This window comes from Borreliella burgdorferi B31 (assembly GCF_000008685.2).
Taxonomy (GTDB): Bacteria; Spirochaetota; Spirochaetia; order Borreliales; family Borreliaceae; genus Borreliella; species Borreliella burgdorferi.
This window is the reverse complement of record NC_001318.1, coordinates 35,839-56,801: the sequence shown is the minus strand read 5'-3', so window position 1 is coordinate 56,801 and position 20,963 is coordinate 35,839. Positions and strand designations below refer to the sequence as shown.

Genomic DNA, 20,963 nt, shown 5'->3' with positions numbered 1-20,963 from the left:
GCAATTAATCATACTTGTAAGTTATATGTGGATTATTTTAGGGTATATTTAATTTGTCCAAATCTGATTTGAATTTATTGGTAGAAAATATTAAATTTGAACATCTTAATGTTTTTTATGATTTTGTTGTATCTGTTTTGAATGCTCTTTCCATTAGCGATTTTGAACTTTCAGTTATTCTTTGTGATAATGCTTATATACAAGAATTGAATAATAAATTTAGAAACAAGAACGAGCCAACTGATGTTCTTTCTTTTAATTATAATGAACATAATGAGCTTAACGAAGATTTGGTTGATGGCATAAATTATAAAATACAAGGAGATCTTGTAATATCTTTTGAATATTTAAAATTCAGCGCTCAAGAGTTTAATGTTGAAATTTATGAAGAACTTCAACGTGTTACTATTCATGGGATTTTGCATTTAATGGGATATAAACATGAAACTAATGATTTTCAAAAGGAAGGTATGTTGATTCTTCAAGAAAATATCTTAAAAGAAAATAAAAGGGTATTTTAGATGTTGGGATTTTTTAATTTTAAAAACAAAAAGAAGAAAAAAGGAAGCCCAGAAAATGATCTTGAAGATAAGTCGAATATTGAAACTTCTTTGATAAAAAACTTCAATGCGCTTAAAGAGACTGTTGTAAAAGAGATTATGATTCCTAGGATAGGAGTTATATTTGTTGATTATGCTAAGAGCAAGGACGAGCTTTTAAAAGTTGTAACATCTAGCAGTCATTCAAGATTTCCTGTGTATCATGGTACCATTGACAATATTGTTGGGATAATTCATACAAGAGACATACTATTACATATGTGTAAAAAAGATTTCTACGAAATAGACTTAAAAGATATTATGCGAAAGGTCATGTTTGTCCCCGAAAGCAAAAAAACAGACTCTCTTTTAAAAGAATTTCAAGAAAATCATGTTCATATTGCAATTGTGGTTGATGAGTATGGTGGGGTTTCGGGGCTTGTAACTCTTGAAGATATTCTTGAAGAGATAGTAGGTGACATTCAAGATGAATTTGACAATGAGCTTGATGAAATAGTTCGTCTTGATGATGGATCTTATCTTTGTGATGCAAGAATTTTAATAGAGGATTTAAATGAGAAACTTAATTTAAATTTGCCAAATGGAGACTTTGATACTCTTGGCGGTTTCGTTTATGATCTTTTTGGGAGGATTCCTTTGAAAAATGAAAAGGTGGAATATAACAATTTGGTTTTTTCGATTAAAAATATGCATCAAAGAAATATTAAGGTGATAAAGATTTCCGAGAAGGAAGGTTTATGAATTTTAATTGGTTTTTAATGTTATTCCTTTTTAATTTTAGTGTTCTATTAGGAAGTGATACTACAGCATTAGGACATTATCAAAGGGCTAATGAGTATTATTTATCTAAAAGGTATTATGATGCTATTGATGAGCTTGTTGAGGCTATAAAAATTAATCCCAATTATTATGAAGCTTATAAATTTATTGCATCAATTTACTATTCCCTTAAGATATATACTCAAGCACAATTTTTCATAGAGAAAGCCTCTAAAATGTCCAATGAAGACACTGAATATAAAATTCTTTATGCAAATATATTGTTAAAAAACGATAAAATTGATCAAGCAAAAAAAATCTATTCTGAGGTTTTAGTCAAACAAAGGAATAATATTGATGCTTTGGTTGGACTTGCTTCAATTTTTGAAAAAAATGGATTATTTATAGCTGCTGCTAATTATTATTTATCTATTCTTGATTATAGTCAAAATAATTATAGTGCTTTTGAGCATCTTATTGACATTTATCAAAGGCTAGGAATGCATGACAAGATTAGACATTTGATAAATAAAGTCAGGGTAAATTTTTTATCTTTTCCAGATTTTCATAAAAGAGTCGCTGAATTTTATATTAGTATTAATAATTTGGGGCTTGCTGAAAAGTATGCTTTAAATTATTTGGCTTTAATTGAAAGCTCTTACAAAGATTTTGGAGTTGTTGATGCGTATCGATTGCTTGCGCTTGTTTATTTGCATGAATTTAAATATGAGGATGCAATAGAAGCATTGCAGAAAGCTATTTTAGTTAATAAAGATTCTGATGAGCTTTATTATTTATTGGGGTATTCTTACTTAAGATTTGGAGATATTGAAAAGGCTATTTTAAATTTAGAGCGAGCTAAAAATCTCAAAAAAGATTTAGAATTTTATAATATTGCTCTTGAGGAGAGTTTTTTTGCATCTAATTTTAGAAATTTTTTGAAAAATAATTCCAATGCTAGAATTTCTAAGCATTATGAAAATGAGGGGCTTAAAGCTTTTAAATCTTTAAATTTAAACAAAGCATTGTTTAATGCAAAAAATGCTGTTGATATTTGGCCTGATAATGATAGTGCTAGGTTTTTGCTTTCAAAAATATACAAGCTTATGAATTTAGATATTATGGCATATGAGCAGCTTTTTTATTTAGCAAAACAAAGAAATTCTACTGATTCTAGAATTTTAGATTTTTACGATGTTGTGTCTTTTGATGTTAGAAAGTCTTTATTTTATAAATATGGATACAAAAGCATTGCTGATTTTAATAAGCTTTACGATGACAGAGTGGTTTATAAAATGGCTATTTTTACTCAAAGTGAGAATAAGTTTTTTGGGGCAAATGATTTGATATTGAGATACGCTGAAAGGGTGCTTGAGCGTAATTTAAATATGGAAATAGTTAACTATAATTTTGATTACAATAAAAATAGAGACTATCTGATTAATAATTTTTCTGAAGGGTTTTCTTATTCAAGAAATAATAATTTGGATTTATTTTTAATTTTTGATTTTAAGGCAGATATTTTGAAAAATACAGCTACCTTGGTAGTGAATATTTTTTCAGGTAAAACAGGGATTAAGCTTGTTTCTTTCTCTTATGATGTGGGAGGTGTTAATTATTTAAGCAATGCTTTAAATTCTCTTTCAAAAGATTTTCATGATTATTTGCCCAAAAAAGGAAAGATTCTTCAAATTAAAAATGACGATGCTCTTATTAATCTTGGCCAAGTAAACGGTGTTGTAAAAGGCGATGTTTTTTTGATTCTTAAAGAAGGTGCTTTAAACAGTGATACTAGAGATTCTGGTTTTATTGTTTACAAAAAATCAGATATTTTAGGCGAGATTTTAATTGAGGATATAAGTGATTATATTTCTAGAGGCATTGTAAAATCTTCTACCTTTTTAAAGGATTATGTTCAAGAAGGAGCCACTGTGCTTATAAAAAGATAGTTTGACACTTGTTGTTAATTTGTGATTTAATAATTCTAGTAAGAATAAAATCAAAAAATTGGAGGATTTTGTATGAAATTGGCTATTAATGGCTTTGGGCGTATTGGTAGAAATGTTTTTAAGATTGCTTTTGAAAGAGGAATTGATATTGTCGCAATAAATGATTTAACAGATCCTAAAACTCTTGCACATCTTTTAAAGTATGATTCGACTTTTGGAGTATATAATAAAAAAGTTGAGTCAAGAGATGGTGCCATTGTTGTGGATGGAAGAGAAATAAAAATTATTGCTGAGAGAGACCCAAAAAATCTTCCTTGGGCAAAGCTTGGAATTGATGTTGTAATTGAGTCAACAGGTGTTTTTTCATCAGCAACTAGTGATAAAGGGGGATATCTTGATCATGTGAATCATGCTGGGGCTAAGAAAGTTATTTTAACAGTTCCTGCTAAAGACGAGATTAAAACAATAGTTCTTGGTGTAAATGATCACGATATTAATTCTGATTTAAAGGCTGTGTCAAATGCTTCATGTACAACCAATTGCTTGGCTCCTCTTGCAAAAGTACTTCATGAATCATTTGGAATTGAACAAGGACTTATGACAACAGTTCATGCTTATACTAATGATCAAAGAATTTTGGATCTTCCTCATTCTGATCTTAGACGGGCAAGAGCTGCTGCACTTTCTATTATTCCAACTTCAACCGGTGCTGCAAAAGCAGTTGGACTTGTTTTGCCCGAACTTAAGGGTAAGTTGAATGGTACTTCAATGAGGGTGCCTGTGCCAACAGGTTCAATAGTTGACCTTACAGTTCAACTTAAGAAAAAGGATGTTACAAAAGAAGAGATTAATTCTGTGCTCAGGAAGGCATCAGAAACGCCTGAGCTTAAAGGTATTTTGGGGTACACGGAAGATCCAATTGTATCTTCAGATATAAAGGGGAATTCTCATTCTTCTATTGTTGATGGTCTTGAGACAATGGTTCTTGAAAATGGATTTGCAAAGATATTGTCATGGTATGACAATGAGTTTGGATATTCTACAAGAGTGGTTGATCTTGCTCAAAAATTGGTAAAATAAGTAAGCTTAAGGTAATAAAATGTCAATAAAAACAGTAAAAGACTTTAGTAGCTTTGCGGGCAAGCGAGCTTTAGTAAGATGTGATTTTAATGTTCCCCTAAAAGAGGGGAGCATTAGCGATGATACTAGAATTAGGGCAGCATTGTCTACAATAGAGTATCTAAAAGAAAGAGGAGCTAGGATTGTGCTTGTAAGTCATTTGGGTAGACCAGATGGAAAGAAAAATCCTAAATATTCTCTTAAGCCGGTTGCCAATAGGTTGTCAGAGCTTTTAGGCCAAGATGTCAAGATGCTTTCTGATTGTATTGGAAGTGAGGTTGTAAATAGTACCTTGCAAATGAAGGATGGGGATGTTGTATTGCTTGAAAATGTAAGGTTTTATGCAGAAGAAGAGAAAAACGATAAAAATTTTGCAAAAAAACTTTCTGAAAATGGAGATGTTTTTGTAAATGATGCTTTTGGCGCAGCTCATAGAGCTCATGCTTCAACTGTGGGAGTTGCTGATTATTTGCCGTCTGTTGGTGGATTTTTAATGGAAAAAGAAGATAAATTTCTTGGTGGAATATTAAAAAATCCCGAAAGGCCATTTGTTTCAATTATTGGTGGTTCTAAGGTTTCTTCAAAGATTGCGGTACTAGAATCACTTTTGTCAAAGTCTAATGTAGTTGTGATTGGCGGTGGAATGGCTTATACTTTTTTGCATTCCGAAGGATATTCTATAGGCAAATCTCTTTTAGAGGACGAATATATTGGTATAGCATCTTCTTTTTTAAAGAAAGCAAAAGAGCTGGGCGTTAAAGTAATTTTACCACTTGATCATATTGTAGCTGATGATTTTAACAAAAATTCAATTCCTGAGTATATTGACTCCTTTAATATTCCTGAAAACAAGATTGGCATGGATATTGGAGCTAATACTTTAAAAGAAATTGAAAATGTTGTGAAAACTGCCAAAACTATAATTTGGAATGGTCCTCTTGGTGTATTTGAATTTGATTCATTTTCAAAAGGGACTGCTAAGGTTGCCGAAATGGTAGCATCTTGCTCAGGTTTAACCGTTGTTGGTGGTGGAGATTCTGTTGCAGCTGTTAATAAATTTAATTTATCTGATAAGATTACTCATGTTTCAACGGGCGGTGGTGCATCGCTTGAATATCTTGAAGGGAGAATTTTGCCGGGTATTAAGGTTTTGGAGAATTAAAATGAGAAAAACATTTTTAGCGGGAAATTGGAAAATGCATTATACAAGTGCAGAAGCTTCTATTGTTGCAAAAAAAATTGCAACTGAGGTTAAGACCTTAAAAGATGATGTTGTAATAATGATAACTCCCCCATTTACGGCTTTATCTAAGGTTTCAGAATGTATTAAGGGTAGTAACATTCTCCTTGGTGCTCAAAATATGTCTTATATGGAAAGTGGAGCAAGGACAAGTGAAATTTCACCTTCAATGCTTTTAGAATTTGGAGTAGAATATGTTATACTTGGTCATTCTGAATGTAGGTTGTATTTAGCAGAAACAGATGAAATAATAAATAAAAAGATTCTTGCAGGACTTAAGCATCCTTTCAAATACTTAATTCTTTGTGTTGGAGAAACTCTTGATGAAAGAGATTCTGGAAAAACTTTAGAGGTTGTTTTAAATCAGGTTAAAAAGGGGTTAAATTGTGTTTCTGAATCAGATATTCAAAGGATAATTTTAGCTTACGAACCTGTTTGGGCAATTGGAACGGGTAAAACCGCAACTAAAGAAGAGGCAGAAGAGGTTCATAAGGCAATTAGGCTTGAGATTACGAAGCTTTATTCAAAGTCAGCTTCAGACAATATTATAATTCAGTATGGAGGCTCTGTTAATTCAAACAATGTAAAAGAGCTTATGAATGAGCCTAATATTGATGGTGCGCTAATAGGTGGAGCATCTTTAAAGGCCGAATCTTTTTTATCTATAATTAACAATGTTCTTTAGTTGAAGAGGTTTGTTTTGGATTTAGTTAGATTTTTTATTTTTATAATTTTTGTTATTGTTTCGATTTTTATTATCCTTTTAGTTTTAATTCAAGATGAGCAGGGTGATGGAATAGGTGGTGTTTTTGGGGGTGGTAGTTCTTCTATTTTTGGGGCAAAGTCTTCAAGTGTTGCTGTAAAAATTACTGGATTTTTTATAGCACTCTTTTTTATCTTTGTAGTTTTGTTATCTTTTCTAAACACCAGAAGAGCAGATGATAGCTTTCTAAATGACATAAAGACTGAAAACAAGAATAGTTCAACTTTCTGGGATGATGAGAATAGTGAATCAGATGCTAATATTAATGAAATTAAAGAAAACAATTTGAAAGAAAAATAATTTAAATTGGTTACTGTTGTGTATACTATGAGTAGTATTTACTCAGAGTTTTTTACATAAAGGAATTTTAAATCATAACCATTATTAAATTTATTAATTTTATTGAAAGTTTATTATGTTTTTATTGTGTTTTTTTAAATAATCTAAAGCACTGCTAAAATGATTTGATCCTAAAAATCCATTGTTTGCTGAATATGGAGATGGGTGACTTGTTTCAAGAATTAGATGCTTTGTTGGGTCAATTAGCCCTTTTTTACTTCTTGCTAAATTGCCCCAAAGCATAAACACAATGTTTTTCAAATTTTTAGAGATTATTTTTATTACTTCATCTGTAAAAATTTCCCACCCAATAGCTTTGTGAGAAGAAGGTTTGCCTTCTTCGACTGTTAAAATTGTATTTATTAGAAATACACCTTGAATTGCCCATCTTTTTAAATCTCCGTTTGGGATGGTTTTTATTTTTAAGCTTTTTTCTATTTCTTTAAATATGTTCTGCAAAGATGGTGGAATTTTAATTTTTGAATCTACAGAAAAAGCAAGTCCATTTGCTTGGTTTTTTCCATGGTATGGATCTTGTCCAATTATTACCACTTTTATGTCTTTAAATGGTAAAGAATTAAAAGCATTGAATATGAGTTTTGGGGGAGGAAATATTTTTCCATTTTTTGTTTTATATTCATGTTTAATAAATTTCACGAGCTTTTTAAAGTACTCTTTGTTAAATTCATTGTTTAAAACTTCTTTCCAAGATTCTTCAATTTTTACTTTCATTTTTGTATTATATAAGAAATAGTTTGCAATTTGAAATATATTAAAGGACTGATTTGTTATTTTTGAAATTTAATTTTTATTATGGATGATGATGTATTAAAAAGAATAGGTGTTTTGTCTAAATTTATTACAGATGAAAAAAAAGCTAGGATTGAGAAAGTATTAAATCTTCGTACCAATTATTTAACATTTGTTCTAGAAGACATTTTTCAGTCTCAAAATGCAAGTGCTACTATTAGAACAGGCGAAATTTTAGGACTTAGTGATGTTCATGTCATTGAAAAAAAGAATAAGCATACTTTAAATCCAGATGTTACTTTAGGATCTTCACAATGGATAAATTTAAATAAGTATAAAAATGCTAAGTTTGCAATTGATAGGTTGAAATCTGATGGATATAGTATAGTGGCCACATCTTTGAATCCCAAATCAATAAATCTTGAAAATTTGACAATTAACAATAAAATGGCGATATTTTTTGGGACTGAATTAACAGGGCTTAGTGCAGAGGTATTGGGAGCTGCTGATTTATATGTAAAAATACCTATGTATGGGTTTACTCAAAGTTATAATATTTCTGTAGCTGTTGCAATAGTTATGTATTCTTTATTGATGCGCTTAAGAAAAAGTAGTATTGATTACTTGCTAAATGAAGCTGAGAAATCAAATTTGAGATTAAAATATTATAGACAAGTTGTTAAAAATTATCAATTTATTGAGAATCTTATTAATTCTTAAGCTTCTTTTATTTTTTTCCAAGAATTTATAAATAGGTAAAAAATGGTATCGATTGCAATTATTATTAATGTAATAATTAGAGAGCCTTTTGTAAGTTCGATATTTTTTGTTTCAGGGTAGAATTTAAGTATTGTATTTATAGATATTGAAACTAGAAAATTAGCCAGATATCCAGAAATTAGTCTTGATAGAGGATGAATGATCCATAAAGATTTTATTTTTATTTGCTTTAAATAATTATATAGTAAGATGTTTGTATATTGGGATAGAAAAAACACATACGTTCCAATTAATATTGTTAAAATGTATGTAGAGTTATTAAACAGTATTTTAAGATGAATATCTGCGGTGTCTAATTTATTATGATTGAATAGTATCGTAAAATAAAGCATAATTGTAAAAGTTATGTTTAGCAAAAGACTCAATACCACGGATTTTGTTGCTTCTTTTTTGCTGTATTTTTCTACCATTAAGTTTAAAGAGAATGCTGCTGATAAAAAGGTAATGCCTGATAAATTTAAGGACATTCCAAATATTTTTAAATTTCTTAATATTATAATGTTTGACATTGTTGAAATAATTGCATTGAAACAAAAAAGCCCAGATTTTCCAAAAAATCGGTAAAGAATTCCCAATGCTGTATATATAAATAGAAACATTCCTGTCCACAAGCTTAAATCAAACATATCCTTATTCATAACATTTAATTGTAGCAGATTGATTATCTTAGATAAAGTTTTTTATTCTTGCAAATAACTTTTTCATTTTTCAAGTTTTATATATTTTGCAAAATATATGAAAGGCGTTCCCAAGACACCTGCTACAGCTTTAATTACGTATGTGAAAATTACTATATTTAGGAAAGCTTGTTTTGGAAATACTTTGAAATATGTTGCTATGCCTACAAAAATTGTTGTATCTATTAAGCCACTTATTAATGTTGATCCATTGGTTCTGAAAAATAAAAACCTAGGAAATTTTTTTTTAATAAGCTGATATAGATAAACATCGTTTAATTGGGATATTAGGTATGCAACAAGAGAGGCTAGTAGTAAAGCTGGCATTGAAGAGAAAATGTTTCCTAAACTTTTAAAATTTTCTTGAGTCCTATTTGACATAAAGTGAATTTGCGCATTTGTTAATACTGCAAAGATAATAAAGCTGATAAATCCAATATAAACGGCTTTTTTTGAAGTTTTTTCTCCATAAAATTCTGAGAGCATGTCTGTTGCAATGTATGATGATGTATAAATAATGTTGCCCAATGTAGCATTAATTCCAAATATTGTAATTTGTTTTAAAACTTGAATGTTTGCTATAATAATTGCTACTGCAACCCATGCAAATAATCCGTTTTTTTTAAAAAAAATGGATACAATAATCAAAAATGAATAAGTGGTAAATAGCACGCCAAACCATAAAAATTCATTAAACATAAAATTACCTTTTACTGATATTTGATTTACTATTATAAAATTTTAGCTTAGTTTTTTCAAATAAGGCGGTAAGTATTGTTGTTTTCTTAAAATTATGCTATAATAACCTTTATATGAGGGGATGTTTTGGATTTGACTGAAAATGTTAATATTGTAAGTTGCAGGCAGAGGGAATCTCTTAAAACTTCTAAAATAAATGCAAAAAATAATAACTTTACAAGCTCAAATCTTGTAATGGCTGCTTAAGTTAGCAGAGGGTTTTGTTGAATTTGGCTTTGAGGTTCACTTATACTCTTTTCGACATCAAAGCTTGCTTAAAAATGTTTTCAAGTTGATTTTTAGGGACTTTTATACTTGAGAGCAATTTGGTGGTTTGCTAGTATTTCCAAACCATATTGCTTAATAAAATACTAGATAAGCTTGTAGAAGCTTATAGTATTATTTTTAGGACGCGGGTTCAATTCCCGCCATCTCCATTTATTTTATTCTTTTTTTTATCCTTTAAACATAATTCTTATTCCCAACAAGCATTGCTAAGCTTAGAAAATTTGTTGTCATTATTTTAAGCGTCCTATCGGAATCGAACCGACATCATTAGCTTGGAAGGCTAAGGTAATAGCCATTATACGAAGGACGCAATACAATAATTTACTTATATAAAAAAAATCAATTTATGTCAATAAGATTTATTGTAATGTTATTTTTAGCTAGCAATTTTTTTTTTAAATAAGTACAATTAATTTAGCTTAAATGTAGTCAAGTACAAAAACTTGTGTGGAGGAAATTGATGGGAGAGAGAGGGGAAGTATACTCTGAAAAACTATTTACAGAGTCTGAGAGAACTTATTTTTTTAATGTCAAGGAAAATAGAAAAGGAGATTATTTTTTAAATATTGTAGAGAGCAAAAGAAGTCCAAGTGGAGATTTTGAAAGACATTCTATTTTTGTATATGAAGAGAATATAAATGAGTTTGAATCCAATTTGCTTAAGGCAATAGCGGTTATTAAGCAGAAAGTATCTACGGGGTCCGTTGGCTCTTCTGCAAGGCATAATAAAGGGTATGGTGAATATGGGGAGAGATCTAAATTAGACGATTCTAGATTTGATAAGAAATCTCATTTATCAGGCGGGCGATTTAAAAAGAAGGATTATTAAATTTTATTATTTTTATTTTTTAAATTAGTTTAAAATTTTTTCTATGAAGGCTTAAGACCCCATATTTCTTTATTGCGTTTTTATGTTCTTTTGTGGGGTATCCTTTATTTTTTTTGAGTAAATACAATGGGTAAATTTTATCATATTTATCCATTAGTTTGTCTCTTTTAACTTTAGCAATAATTGAAGCAGCTTTTATTTCATCTATTATTGAATCTCCTTTAATTATTGCTTTAACATTTTTTGCTGTTATTTTGGGTACAAATTTGCCATCTACAAGTACTAAGCTGCAATTTAATTTTAGGTTTTCGTATGCAGTTTGCATTGCAAGAAGGGATGCGTTGTGAATATTTATTTTTTCTATTGTTATATTTGAAATTTCAGCAAATGCATAATATGAGTTTTCAAGTATTAATGAGGATAGGTACTCTCTTTTTTCTTTTTTTAGTTTTTTAGAATCATCCAATTCTTTTATAAAGCTGGGCTTTTTTTTGAAAACCACAGCAGCACTTAGAATAGGTCCAAAAATACAACCCCTTCCGACTTCATCTATTCCGCAAATCATAATTGACCTTTTTTTAAAATATTTTTATTTATTATAATATGAAATTGTAGATTTATCAGTAATTGGTTTTTAATTTTAATTGGGAGTTAGTTTGGTTTTAAAAAAAATAGTGCTTTTAGGGTTTAAATCTTTTCTAAATAGACAAGAGTTTGAAATAGGTGAAAATTTAAGTTTTATTGTGGGGCCTAATGGATGTGGGAAGAGCAATCTTATTGATGCTGTACGTTTTTGTATGGGAGAAGATAATTTAAAATTTTTAAGGGTTGAAGATATTTCTGATTTAATTTCTGTTTCAAAATCAGGAAAATCAAATTTTGCCGAAATAACTCTTTTTTTTAGCAACATTAACTCTGAAAAATCGACTTTAAAGGAATTTAATGAAGATTTTTATATTCGCAGGCGTCTTTATAAGGATGGTTCAAGTGAATATTATTTTAATAATAAAATTTTGAATTTTCAAGATTATAATAGACTTTTGAACAGTTTTAAGTTTAAAAAATCGCCTTATATGTTTATAACTCAAGGTAGGGTTGAGGACATTTCTTTGGAAAGAAATGTAAATCTCAAATCTTTGATTGAACAAGCAAGCGGAATAGATATTTTAAAAATGGAAGAAGAAGAGGCCTTGAAAAATTTTAAGCAATCTAGTCAAAATTTATCATCTTTGTTGTCTCTGCAAGAAAATTTAAGGCAAAAGTACGATAACATAAAAAATGTTTTCCTTTTGAGAAAAAAACATCAAGATTTAAGTCAAAAATTAGAAGCTTTAGAAAAAACAATAACGTTAAAAAAGCTTTTCAATATTAATTTTGATCTTAATGTCTTGAAGAGCGAATTAAATTTAGACGGTTTGAGTAAATTTTTGTCTTCTGGTTTTAAAGAAAAGTTAGAATTTTATTCATTTAGAGAAAAAAATGTTATTAATAATATTCAAGAATTAGAAAAAGATCTTGAGCTTATGAAGTCTAAAATTCTTGGGCTAGAGATTAAAATTCAAAAATTAGAGCAAGAAAAGACGTTAAAGATGAATTTGGAAGATAAGTTTGTCAAGAGCAAATCTGAGTCTGAAGAGAAAAAGAATTCTATAAATAATAATTTATATCAATTAAATAGTTTGCTTAAAGAAAAGAAAAATGATTTTTTTTCTTTAAGTGACGAGATTAATAGGTATACTAAAAGTTTTTTTGAACTTGTTGATCTAATTTTGTCTGTATTAAGGAGTGCCAAATCAGAAGAGTTTGTTTTATTAAAAGAGCATATATTAGACTCTCTTAAACTTTTTGAAGAATCATTGAGTATAAAATATATTAAAGAGATTAGGGTAAATTTAATCAAGTATATAAGCAAAGATGAGAATCTTTTGGCTTTATTGAGGGATAAAATTGAACCTATTTTTGATCAAAATGTTAATTTGAAAAAATTTTTGCTTGAAAAAAATGCTTTAAAATCAAATCTTGCTAAAGAGATAACAAATATCGAGAGATTAATCGAAGAAAAGACTCTTCAATTAAATGATGTATTGGGTGAGCTTGAGTATATAGAGCTTTCTAAGTTTAAAAATTTGGATGAAATTAAACTTATAGATGGTAATTTAGAATTTTTATTTGAATCTAAGAATAGCCTTGATGAAGAGCTTAAAGACTTATATTTAAAGCTTGAAAATTTAAATTTAGAAAAAAGCGATATTCAGCTTAATTTAAGCAATCTTATTGGTGCTTCAAAATTCAGTAGTGAGTCTTTTAAGGAGAAAGATTTTAATTCCTTAGTTTTTTTGAATGATTTTAAAAAAACTAATTATTATGAATATATAAAAAAACAGACAGAATACGAATTTCTTTTAAATTCTAATGTAAGCATTAAGAGCGAAATAGAAAATTTCAATGTTTCTAATGAAATGTCTGATAAATTTGAATTGGAAGAAGATCTTGCAACCAGAGAGTTGTTGCGCAAAGAGATAGATGCAATCAAGCTGGGTGATTATGTATTTTTCAATATTGATAAAGAGTTTGATGAAACTAAGGAGCGTTTTGAAAAAGTAAGTTTACAAGTAGAAGATTTAAAGCTTTCAAAATATTCATTACAAAAGCTTCAAAAAAAAATAAAAAATGAGATTTATAAAAAATTTAGAGAATCATTTGATGAGATTAATAAAAATTTTTCTTTCTTTTTTAAAAAAATTTTTAAAGGAACCGCTAGTCTTTTTTATAATGAAAATACCGATAATGTTGAGATTAGAATAAATTTTTCAAACAAGTTTGTCAAAAACAATAACATGCTTTCAGGGGGCGAGAGTACTTTGGTTAGTATGGCTTTTTTATTTGCACTTTATTATTATTCTCCTGCTTGTTTTTGCATGCTTGATGAAATAGATGCAGCTCTTGATTTTGAAAATAGCAAAAAACTTTCTTTACTTTTAAGAGAATTGGGTAAAAAGTTCCAACTCTTAGTAATAACCCATAATGCATATGTTTCTGAGGGTGGTGAAAATTTGATAGGTATTACACTTGATAATGGTGAAAGCAGGGTGTTTAATATATAATTAAGTTAGATTTAAGGAAATTAACATGCAAGATAGAAAGTTTAGTTTTAGAAAATATTTTTTAATTTCAGTATTTTTGATTTTTATTGTTTCTGGTATTACTTATTTCTATTCAACACAAATGTTGGAAAAATCTCAAAAGTGTGTTGAAGACAATTTAGACGCTAAGGTTAAATTAGTTGATATGGAAGATTTTTATTTTGATTTAAATGAATGTCTAAATATGGATGATTTTTTTATTCCAAGACCTGATTTTTTAAATGAAAATTTAAATAAGAATTTAGTTGTTGATGGATTGATTAAAAATAAATTTCTTGATGAGAATTTTTTCAAGGATCTTTGGATTAAAAAGGAAAATTTATTTAACGTTGATATTGAGAAGGAGAATGAAAAATTAATAGATAAGATTTTAGAAATTTCCAAATGATTAGAAAATATTTGATTTATATAAGTTTGCTATTTATTGTTTTTGAAGTTTACTCTAAGCCAGCTTTTATAAGTCAAGACGATTCGTATGAGCTTGATTTTAGTAGTGGAGAGGTAGATATTAGTGTAAATACCAATTCAAAATTTAATCTTTCTTTTAAAGATGAGTCTTGGATTTATATCAAAAGCATTGAAAATGAAGCTTTTATTAAGTTAATTGGAGAATCTTATGATAACGGTGCTGTTTTTACTTTTCAGACTTTTAAAAAAGAAGGCAAAATTAAATTGGTTTTCACTTATCAAAATGTTAAAGATTCAAGTGAATTTAATAAAATAATTATCTTGAAAATTACAAAGAATTTTGAAGTTGCAATTCCACAAGGCGTTGGTGGTGGCTCTAGCAGGGACAATAACATTGAAACTGGTAATAATCTTGAACTTGGGGGGGGGAGTATTAGCGGGGCAACTTCTAAAGAGATTATTGTTAGGGCTTTAAATTTGTCCTACATAAATGATTACAAAGGAGCAATAGATTTGCTTAATAAGTATAATTTCAATGACGATAAATATATTTTATTGAAGGCGGAAATTCATTATAAAAATGGTGATTATTTAAAATCTTATGAAAATTATTTGAAATTGAAGAGTAAATATTTTCAAAGCATTGTTTTTGATCTAATTAGGCTTGCTATAGAATTAAATATTAAAGAAGAGGTTTTAGAGAACGCTAGATATTTAGTTGAAAAGAATGTTGATTTTTCTGAGAGCATTTATCTTGAGATCTTTGAATTCTTAGTAACAAGGGGAGAGCATGAGTTTGCTTTAAATTTTAGCTCTCTTTACTTTCCTAAGTATATTAATTCAAGCTTTTCAGACAAATATAGTTATTTGTTGGGAAAACTTTATGAGTCTGAGAGCAAGCATAAAGATTTTTTAAAGGCTTTGCATTACTATAAATTGGTTATTGATAATTACCCTTTTAGTTATTATTATGAGAGAGCCAAGATAAGATATTTATTTTTAAAGCGGTTTTTTTAGGAGACATGATATGATAAGGAGAAAGCTTACTAAACAACTTGAAATAATAAAAGATTATCTTTGGGATATGAAAGAATGTGTGCTTAAGATTATCGATGATTCTTTAATAGCCTTAGAATCTAAAGATAAAAATTTAGCCAAAAAAATAATCAATGAAGATGAAAAAATAATAGATGATTATCAGTACGATATTGAAGATTTGTGCGGAAGAATAATTGCAACTGAGCATCCTGTTGCTACAGAGCTTAGAGAAATTTTAGCAATTATTAAAATAATAAGCTCTCTTGAAAGGATTGCAGATCATGCTACTAAGATTGTAAAGGTTGTTCTTCTACTTGAATCAGATTTGGATGATTTTGATTTTCTTAATTTATATTTTAAACCTTTAAGAGAAATGGCCGATACAGCTAAAGAAATGTTGTCTGATATTTTTGACGCATATTTTGATGGAGATTTTACCAAAATATTAAAGATAGTTAAGTATGACAATATAATAGATAAATTATTTTCAAAGCAGAAAAGTATTGTTATTGATGCAATGAAAAAAAATCCTGAAAATTTGGATTATCTTTTAAATATATTATTTTTGAATAGTTTTTTAGAAAGAGTAGGCGATCATGTAGCAACAATTGGTGAATTGCTCTATTTTATTAGAATAGGTGAAAAAGTAAACTTAACTTAGCAGTATTATTTTTAGACCTTTTAAGCTAAATAAATTTTGCATAATAGAAAATTTATTATAAAAAGAATTGATGCGCATAAGCATTAATTCTTTTTATAGGTGGCAGGCATTATGTATTCAAGATTTTTGTTTCCTCTGATTGTTTCTGAATGTCCAATTAAAAGATAAGAATCCTTTTTAAGGTAGGAGTTGAATTTATTGGCAAGGTTATTCCTAGTTTTTTCATCAAAATAGATCATGACATTTCTGCAAAATATTAGGTCAAATTTTTTGCTAAATGGAAATTTCTCATCCATTAAATTTAATTTTTTAAAGTAAACCATTTTTTTTAAAATTTCTTTAACTTGAAATTTATCATCTTGAAGTTGATTTAAATATTTAATTTTTAAATATTTGGGCAAATTTATTATGCGATCTTCAGGATAAATCCCTTCACGAGCCTCATTTAGAACGCTAATTGAAATGTCTGTTGCTAAGATTTTGACTTTAAAATTTACTCTATTATGTTCCATATATTCTTTTAGCATCATTGCAATTGTATAAGGCTCTTCACCACTTGAACAGCCAGCTGACCATATTCTAATTTCTGAGTTTTCTGAGTTTAATATTTTTTCAGTAAGTTTGGGTAATATTTTATTATTTAAAAAATCAAAATGCTTAGATTCTCTGAAAAAATAGGTATGATTTGTTGATATTTTGTCTATTAATTCGATTAATTGAATATTTCCAGTGCTTTTTTCTAAAAAGTTGATGTATTCAGTAAAATTTTTAAAACCTTTAACTTTCAGAAGAGATGATAATCTGCTTTCAATTAGCAGCTTTTTTTTTTCGCTGAGATTGATTCCAAAATTATTGTAAACTATTTTTATTAATCTTGAAAGTTCGTCCTTAGTTATATTTATATTAAGGTTGAATTTGTTTTGATTCGTGTTCATATACTTTTGATCTCATTCTCCTTTTTTATCCATAGCGATTCGTTTTCATACTAGAAATGTAAAATTTTTTTAGTTCTATAATACTTAAGCGTATAGCTTAAGTTAGATATTTCAATTGCAATAATTTTTCAATTGTGATAATTTAGTAGTTAAATTATTAGTATGCTTACTTATTAAAGGTTGTTTTATGCGAAAAAGAAGTAGAAAAGTCAAAAATGATTTAGTTGTGCTTGAATCTAAAGAAAAAAAAGTTGGTATGTGGGGTATTTTTGCTCTTATTTTGATTGTTTTCGGATTTATTATTGCACCTTTACTTCCAGGGATATTTGATAATGCTCATTCATCTGGTTTAAAATTTGGTTCTTATAAAGGTCAACCTATTTACTATAAAAAAGATAGTAAGTTTGCCAAGTATGTTAATTATTATTCAAATCTTTATTCTAGATTGCAGGGTAATGCTAAAAATATTAATACAGATTATAATGCCTGGTATTTGGCATTTATGAAATATGTTGAGGATGTTGCTTTTTTGGACCTAGTAAAAAAATATAATTTTTATATTTCTAAAGAAATGTTGAATAAAAATTTACTTAAATCTCCAGAATATTTAGACTCTAGTGGAAATTTCAGTTCTAAAAGATATAATAAAGCTTCTGATTATCAAAAAGTTAAAATTTATGATGATATGGTAGAAAATATATTGTTTTCTAATGTTAAAATTTTTTTAAATAGTAATTTGATATTTCCCGACTCTCTTTTTGATATGATTAAAAATATGAGTACTGTGGAAAGGCATATTTCATATCTTTCTCTTTCCTATCAAGATTTTTCTAATAAAGAGGTAATATCTTATGCTGAGAAGAATTTAAATTTATTCAAACGTTTATCGCTTGCATCTATTCGTTTTAAAAATATGAATGATGCTCGGACTGCTCATGATAAGCTATTAAACAAAACTCCATTCGAGGAGCTTGCTAAGCTTTATTCAGATGATATAGCCAATTTCAAGGGAGTTGTTTCTTTGGATAAGTATTATTTTGATTTAGATCTTAATGTTGAAAAGAAAGAAGATCTAAATTCCATTTTTTCTTTAAGAGAAGGTGAATTTAGTAAGCCTATTAAGATTAAAAATAAAAATGAATATCAAATATATAAGGCATTTAGTAATGTTCATGATTTTGATAAAAATTCAGATCGTGATATTAGTTCTGTTAAAAATTACATTGAAACTTATGAACCAAGTGTTATTGAAGGTTATTTGGAAAATAAGCTATCTGATTTTCTTGGTGATGTTAAATTTAGCAGTTTAAGCCAAGTTCTTGAAAAATATCAGCTTAGCTTAAAAGAAGAAATTGTTAATTTGTCTTATAATATTAATGTTTACCCCAATACTTTAAAGGAGTTGGTTGAGTTTAATAATAGCAAGTCTTTTTATGATATTATTTTTGGGTTAAAGGAAAATTCTTGGTCTAAGCCTTTTGTGGCAAATAAAAAAGTTTATTTATTTTTTCTCAATTCAGTTAAAAAAAGATCTAATCAGCTCAAAGACGAGATCAAAAATGAAAAAATTCTTGACAATTTTAACATTGCAAATAGTGGTTTGATTACAGATTTTTTACTGAATAAAAAAGATTTTGTTAATAATTTTAATGAGTCGTTTTTTGCTTTGCAAAACTTTAGTCAAAATTAAGAAATAAATGTTATGACAAAGGTTTTGGTTGTTAGTGCGATTGCTCTTCTGAGTAAGGATAAAGAATTAATCCCATTTTATAAATTTTTGTTTTTATTCTTTTTTTTTACATTACTTGCTTGTTCCAAGGTAAGCAAAGATTTTATTGTTTTTAACAAAGATGTAAAGACTTCTTCCAGGATCGATAATCCAAATTCCAATGTTTTAGAAGTTAATAAAATGGAAGATTTTTTTGGAGATATTATAGATTTAAAAGGTTATAAAATTCTTTCAGTTCAGCAGGAAAATTTAAATTTAGATGTGTATTTTGAGCAGGTGGTTTTAGCTCAAAATTTTTCAAATCTTAATGCATATTTGTTTATTATTGGTTTTGATCCTAAAATTAAAGCTGGAACGATTCTTTTTAAAACTCAAATAGATATTGATCCAAAAAATTCTTATAACATGTATCTTGAAGATATTACAGGTGATTATGATTTTAATATAGTTATTCAAGGATTTTTAAAAGATAAATCTGTTTTGTATGTTTTTCAAAAATCTGTTTTAAATGATGTGTCTTCTTATAGGCCTATATTTTTTGACAAAGTTAATGGAACTGTTCTTATTAATAAGTATGCAAGATCTTCAGCTTATGAAGAAAACAGATCAAGAGAAAGCTATCCTATTTCTTTAGAAAAATATGAAAAAGTGGGGGAAGATTTAATAATTAGCAAGATTGAAAAATATGAATATTCTAATGTTCAGGGTAGATATTGTCTTTCTTCTGTGAGCGAAAAAGTTGGTAAAATTGATAATAATATTTATAAAACTTTAAAGAATTTAAGCAAAGATGAAGTTTATAAATTTTTGCATGGAGTTTGGTATGATGTTCATGACTATAATAAAATGCATGTCAAAGATATTGATGAAGTTTTATTCTTGTCTTTTGAAAGGCAATCAAGCGAGATTAATCTTTTCAGGAAAAATTCTCAAGAAGTTGCAAAGATTGAATATATTTCAAAACCTGCTTACAATACTCTTAATGTTAGTGCAAAGTCTCTTTTTTCAGATTTGATAGTTTATAACTTTTGGATCAAAATTGTAGATAAAGAAAACATTGAAATCAAAATTGACACTAGCACAAATTCTTATGATAATAGTGGATTTTCGGGTACATTTAAGAGGTTTGATGAGAATGTCTTAAATGTTAAAAAAGGGAGTAGTGATATTTATTTTATTCCTAGTGGAAATTACGTGTATAAGGATAAAATTTATGATTTTTCTTACCCCCATTTAACTTATATTGATGAGAATAAAATTTATTATGGCATTTTTAATATTTTTCCTTTAAAAAATAATTTTGTTCTTGAATATGAGATTGACATGGGTAGTTACAAGCTTGTTGAATCTTTTTTCCTTGAGCATAGCGAAAGAATTGTTCAAAAGCAAAAATTTTCTACAATCATTTTAAATCCTATTAAAATTTTAAAAGATGATGTAAGCTTAGTTAAAGGGCAAAAATTAAAGCTTGAGCGAATAGAAAAAATATGATAATAGTTTTTATGAAAATATTGAGAAGTATTATAACTTATTTTAATGTTTTATTGTTTTTTTTGATTTTAATTTTTTTTTTATTTCCTTTTTACCTGGTTTGTAAAATTTTTTTAATTGAACGTTATGTTGTTAGGCTTAGTTTCATTATGATGCGAGCTTGCATTAAAATTAGCTTATGGCTTGCTGGAATTAAAATTATTGTTACGGGTTCTGAAAATATTCCTAAAAAAAGCAATGTAATAATAATGGGAAATCATATTGCGGCTATGGATCCTTTAATTTTTATTTATACTTTTGCCTGCCCATTTGTAATATTGGCAAAACATTCGTTGCTTAGGATTCCTTTTGTGAATATTGTTTTGATTGTTATGGGTGTTATTTTTGTTAATAGAAGGAGCATAAGATCTGCTGCTGCTGCTGAGGTTAAGGCAATAAAGGTTATGAGAGAAGGTAGATCTATTGGAATTTTCCCCGAAGGAACTAGAAATAGAGGGGGGGATACTAGAGTTTTTAAAAAAGGTTCAATTAAGATGGCATTAAAAACAGGAACATCAATTCTTCCTGTTACTCTTTATAATACTAATAACTTTTTTATTAAAAATATTATTTTTAATTCTGGACTGTCTGTTTATATTCATGTCCATCCTTTGATAGATGTTTTAAAATTAAGTGAGTATGAAAAAGAGAATCTCACTAGTATTATTAGAGATCAAATAGTTAAAAAGCTTGAAACTATTAAAATTTAATTTATAAAGCAAGGATTT

At 27.9% G+C, this 20,963-nt stretch carries 21 protein-coding genes, 1 tRNA gene and 1 other RNA gene; 17 read left to right on the top strand and 6 right to left on the bottom strand.

Going from position 1 to position 20,963, the window contains the following annotated elements:
- Nucleotides 1-53 precede the first annotated feature (53 nt).
- From ybeY to secG, 7 genes are all read left to right on the top strand, one after another.
- Nucleotides 54-521, top strand: a complete 468-nt coding sequence (gene ybeY / locus BB_RS00295) for an rRNA maturation RNase YbeY (protein ID WP_002658307.1) — start codon at nt 54-56, stop codon at nt 519-521.
- Nucleotides 522-1,301, top strand: coding sequence for a hemolysin family protein (locus BB_RS00290; protein WP_010889670.1), 780 nt, complete (start codon nt 522-524; stop codon nt 1,299-1,301).
- On the top strand, nt 1,298-3,268 hold the full coding sequence (locus BB_RS00285; RefSeq protein ID WP_010889669.1) for a tetratricopeptide repeat protein: 1,971 nt from the start codon (nt 1,298-1,300) through the stop codon (nt 3,266-3,268). Before BB_RS00290 ends, BB_RS00285 begins: the two co-directional genes overlap by 4 nt.
- A gap of 72 nt (nt 3,269-3,340) precedes the next feature.
- Nucleotides 3,341-4,348, top strand: a complete 1,008-nt coding sequence (gene gap / locus BB_RS00280) for a type I glyceraldehyde-3-phosphate dehydrogenase (protein WP_002658311.1) — start codon at nt 3,341-3,343, stop codon at nt 4,346-4,348.
- A 19-nt stretch (nt 4,349-4,367) separates the two neighbouring features.
- Nucleotides 4,368-5,549, top strand: a complete 1,182-nt coding sequence (locus BB_RS00275) for a phosphoglycerate kinase (protein WP_010255334.1) — start codon at nt 4,368-4,370, stop codon at nt 5,547-5,549.
- Between the two features lies 1 nt (nt 5,550).
- Nucleotides 5,551-6,312 carry a triose-phosphate isomerase gene (gene tpiA, locus BB_RS00270; protein WP_002658317.1) on the top strand — a complete coding sequence of 254 codons (762 nt, stop codon included), beginning with the start codon at nt 5,551-5,553 and terminating at the stop codon, nt 6,310-6,312.
- A gap of 15 nt (nt 6,313-6,327) precedes the next feature.
- Nucleotides 6,328-6,690 carry a preprotein translocase subunit SecG gene (secG, locus tag BB_RS00265; RefSeq protein ID WP_002658319.1) on the top strand — a complete coding sequence of 121 codons (363 nt, stop codon included), beginning with the start codon at nt 6,328-6,330 and terminating at the stop codon, nt 6,688-6,690.
- 99 nt (nt 6,691-6,789) lie between these two features.
- Here the strand turns inward: secG and ung are convergent, their stop codons facing one another.
- A complete protein-coding gene (gene ung / locus BB_RS00260; RefSeq protein WP_002656594.1) occupies nt 6,790-7,461 on the bottom strand; it encodes a uracil-DNA glycosylase in 672 nt (223 codons plus the stop codon).
- A gap of 81 nt (nt 7,462-7,542) precedes the next feature.
- On the opposite strand from ung, the gene BB_RS00255 reads away from it, so the two are divergent.
- A complete protein-coding gene (locus BB_RS00255) occupies nt 7,543-8,199 on the top strand; it encodes a TrmH family RNA methyltransferase (protein WP_002658321.1) in 657 nt (218 codons plus the stop codon).
- Here BB_RS00255 and BB_RS00250 read toward each other — a convergent pair.
- The gene (locus BB_RS00250) at nt 8,196-8,885 is read right to left on the bottom strand and encodes a queuosine precursor transporter (RefSeq protein ID WP_010889668.1); all 690 of its coding nucleotides are present in this window, start codon (nt 8,883-8,885) and stop codon (nt 8,196-8,198) included. The two genes, BB_RS00255 and BB_RS00250, sit on opposite strands and share 4 nt — an antisense overlap.
- A 75-nt stretch (nt 8,886-8,960) precedes the next feature.
- On the bottom strand, nt 8,961-9,635 hold the full coding sequence (locus tag BB_RS00245; RefSeq protein WP_010889667.1) for a queuosine precursor transporter: 675 nt from the start codon (nt 9,633-9,635) through the stop codon (nt 8,961-8,963).
- Nucleotides 9,636-9,752: 117 nt separating this feature from the next.
- On the opposite strand from BB_RS00245, the gene ssrA reads away from it, so the two are divergent.
- Nucleotides 9,753-10,114, top strand: a transfer-messenger RNA (tmRNA) gene (ssrA, locus tag BB_RS00240).
- Nucleotides 10,115-10,200: 86 nt separating this feature from the next.
- Here ssrA and BB_RS00235 read toward each other — a convergent pair.
- Nucleotides 10,201-10,272: transfer RNA gene (locus BB_RS00235), tRNA-Gly, on the bottom strand.
- Between the two features lie 150 nt (nt 10,273-10,422).
- Between BB_RS00235 and bpuR the strand changes: the two genes are divergently transcribed.
- On the top strand, nt 10,423-10,791 hold the full coding sequence (bpuR, locus tag BB_RS00230; protein WP_002556652.1) for a transcriptional regulator BpuR: 369 nt from the start codon (nt 10,423-10,425) through the stop codon (nt 10,789-10,791).
- Between the two features lie 19 nt (nt 10,792-10,810).
- Here bpuR and BB_RS00225 read toward each other — a convergent pair whose 3' ends face one another.
- Nucleotides 10,811-11,356: a ribonuclease HII gene (locus BB_RS00225; protein WP_002656722.1), complete on the bottom strand. Its 546-nt coding sequence runs from the start codon at nt 11,354-11,356 to the stop codon at nt 10,811-10,813.
- Between the two features lie 91 nt (nt 11,357-11,447).
- Between BB_RS00225 and BB_RS00220 the strand changes: the two genes are divergently transcribed.
- Genes BB_RS00220 through phoU form a run of 4 tightly spaced genes read left to right on the top strand, consistent with a single transcriptional unit; the run spans nt 11,448 to nt 16,041 of the window.
- Nucleotides 11,448-13,895: a chromosome segregation SMC family protein gene (locus BB_RS00220; protein ID WP_010889665.1), complete on the top strand. Its 2,448-nt coding sequence runs from the start codon at nt 11,448-11,450 to the stop codon at nt 13,893-13,895.
- Between the two features lie 25 nt (nt 13,896-13,920).
- Nucleotides 13,921-14,322 (top strand): hypothetical protein, encoded by a 402-nt coding sequence (locus BB_RS00215; RefSeq protein WP_002556649.1) that lies wholly within the window; start codon nt 13,921-13,923, stop codon nt 14,320-14,322.
- On the top strand, nt 14,319-15,359 hold the full coding sequence (locus tag BB_RS00210) for a tetratricopeptide repeat protein (RefSeq protein ID WP_010889664.1): 1,041 nt from the start codon (nt 14,319-14,321) through the stop codon (nt 15,357-15,359). The genes BB_RS00215 and BB_RS00210 overlap by 4 nt, the downstream gene beginning before the upstream one ends.
- 10 nt (nt 15,360-15,369) lie before the next feature.
- Nucleotides 15,370-16,041 carry a phosphate signaling complex protein PhoU gene (gene phoU, locus BB_RS00205; RefSeq protein ID WP_002556647.1) on the top strand — a complete coding sequence of 224 codons (672 nt, stop codon included), beginning with the start codon at nt 15,370-15,372 and terminating at the stop codon, nt 16,039-16,041.
- 83 nt (nt 16,042-16,124) lie between these two features.
- On the opposite strand, the gene BB_RS00200 is transcribed toward phoU, so the two are convergent.
- Nucleotides 16,125-16,976 (bottom strand): protein-glutamate O-methyltransferase, encoded by an 852-nt coding sequence (locus tag BB_RS00200; RefSeq protein WP_002665509.1) that lies wholly within the window; start codon nt 16,974-16,976, stop codon nt 16,125-16,127.
- Nucleotides 16,977-17,163: 187 nt separating this feature from the next.
- On the opposite strand from BB_RS00200, the gene BB_RS00195 reads away from it, so the two are divergent.
- From BB_RS00195 to BB_RS00185, 3 genes are read left to right on the top strand one after another with little or no spacing between them, the layout of a single operon-like run.
- A complete protein-coding gene (locus tag BB_RS00195) occupies nt 17,164-18,666 on the top strand; it encodes a peptidylprolyl isomerase (RefSeq protein WP_002658333.1) in 1,503 nt (500 codons plus the stop codon).
- 12 nt (nt 18,667-18,678) lie between these two features.
- The gene (locus tag BB_RS00190) at nt 18,679-20,196 is read left to right on the top strand and encodes a pallilysin-related adhesin (protein WP_023003271.1); all 1,518 of its coding nucleotides are present in this window, start codon (nt 18,679-18,681) and stop codon (nt 20,194-20,196) included.
- Nucleotides 20,193-20,945 carry a 1-acyl-sn-glycerol-3-phosphate acyltransferase gene (locus BB_RS00185; protein WP_002665505.1) on the top strand — a complete coding sequence of 251 codons (753 nt, stop codon included), beginning with the start codon at nt 20,193-20,195 and terminating at the stop codon, nt 20,943-20,945. Before BB_RS00190 ends, BB_RS00185 begins: the two co-directional genes overlap by 4 nt.
- Nucleotides 20,946-20,963: the final 18 nt, after the last annotated feature.

Coding starts and splice junctions, on each gene's coding strand:
- BB_RS00290 (WP_010889670.1), top strand. CDS start 522: ATGTTGGGATTTTTTAATTTTAAAAACAAAAAGAAGAAAAAAGGAAGC.
- BB_RS00285 (WP_010889669.1), top strand. CDS start 1,298: ATGAATTTTAATTGGTTTTTAATGTTATTCCTTTTTAATTTTAGTGTT.
- gap (WP_002658311.1), top strand. CDS start 3,341: ATGAAATTGGCTATTAATGGCTTTGGGCGTATTGGTAGAAATGTTTTT.
- BB_RS00275 (WP_010255334.1), top strand. CDS start 4,368: ATGTCAATAAAAACAGTAAAAGACTTTAGTAGCTTTGCGGGCAAGCGA.
- tpiA (WP_002658317.1), top strand. CDS start 5,551: ATGAGAAAAACATTTTTAGCGGGAAATTGGAAAATGCATTATACAAGT.
- ung (WP_002656594.1), bottom strand. CDS start 7,461: ATGAAAGTAAAAATTGAAGAATCTTGGAAAGAAGTTTTAAACAATGAA.
- BB_RS00255 (WP_002658321.1), top strand. CDS start 7,543: ATGGATGATGATGTATTAAAAAGAATAGGTGTTTTGTCTAAATTTATT.
- BB_RS00250 (WP_010889668.1), bottom strand. CDS start 8,885: ATGTTTGATTTAAGCTTGTGGACAGGAATGTTTCTATTTATATATACA.
- BB_RS00245 (WP_010889667.1), bottom strand. CDS start 9,635: ATGTTTAATGAATTTTTATGGTTTGGCGTGCTATTTACCACTTATTCA.
- bpuR (WP_002556652.1), top strand. CDS start 10,423: ATGGGAGAGAGAGGGGAAGTATACTCTGAAAAACTATTTACAGAGTCT.
- BB_RS00225 (WP_002656722.1), bottom strand. CDS start 11,356: ATGATTTGCGGAATAGATGAAGTCGGAAGGGGTTGTATTTTTGGACCT.
- BB_RS00215 (WP_002556649.1), top strand. CDS start 13,921: ATGCAAGATAGAAAGTTTAGTTTTAGAAAATATTTTTTAATTTCAGTA.
- BB_RS00210 (WP_010889664.1), top strand. CDS start 14,319: ATGATTAGAAAATATTTGATTTATATAAGTTTGCTATTTATTGTTTTT.
- phoU (WP_002556647.1), top strand. CDS start 15,370: ATGATAAGGAGAAAGCTTACTAAACAACTTGAAATAATAAAAGATTAT.
- BB_RS00200 (WP_002665509.1), bottom strand. CDS start 16,976: ATGAACACGAATCAAAACAAATTCAACCTTAATATAAATATAACTAAG.
- BB_RS00195 (WP_002658333.1), top strand. CDS start 17,164: ATGCGAAAAAGAAGTAGAAAAGTCAAAAATGATTTAGTTGTGCTTGAA.
- BB_RS00190 (WP_023003271.1), top strand. CDS start 18,679: ATGACAAAGGTTTTGGTTGTTAGTGCGATTGCTCTTCTGAGTAAGGAT.
- BB_RS00185 (WP_002665505.1), top strand. CDS start 20,193: ATGATAATAGTTTTTATGAAAATATTGAGAAGTATTATAACTTATTTT.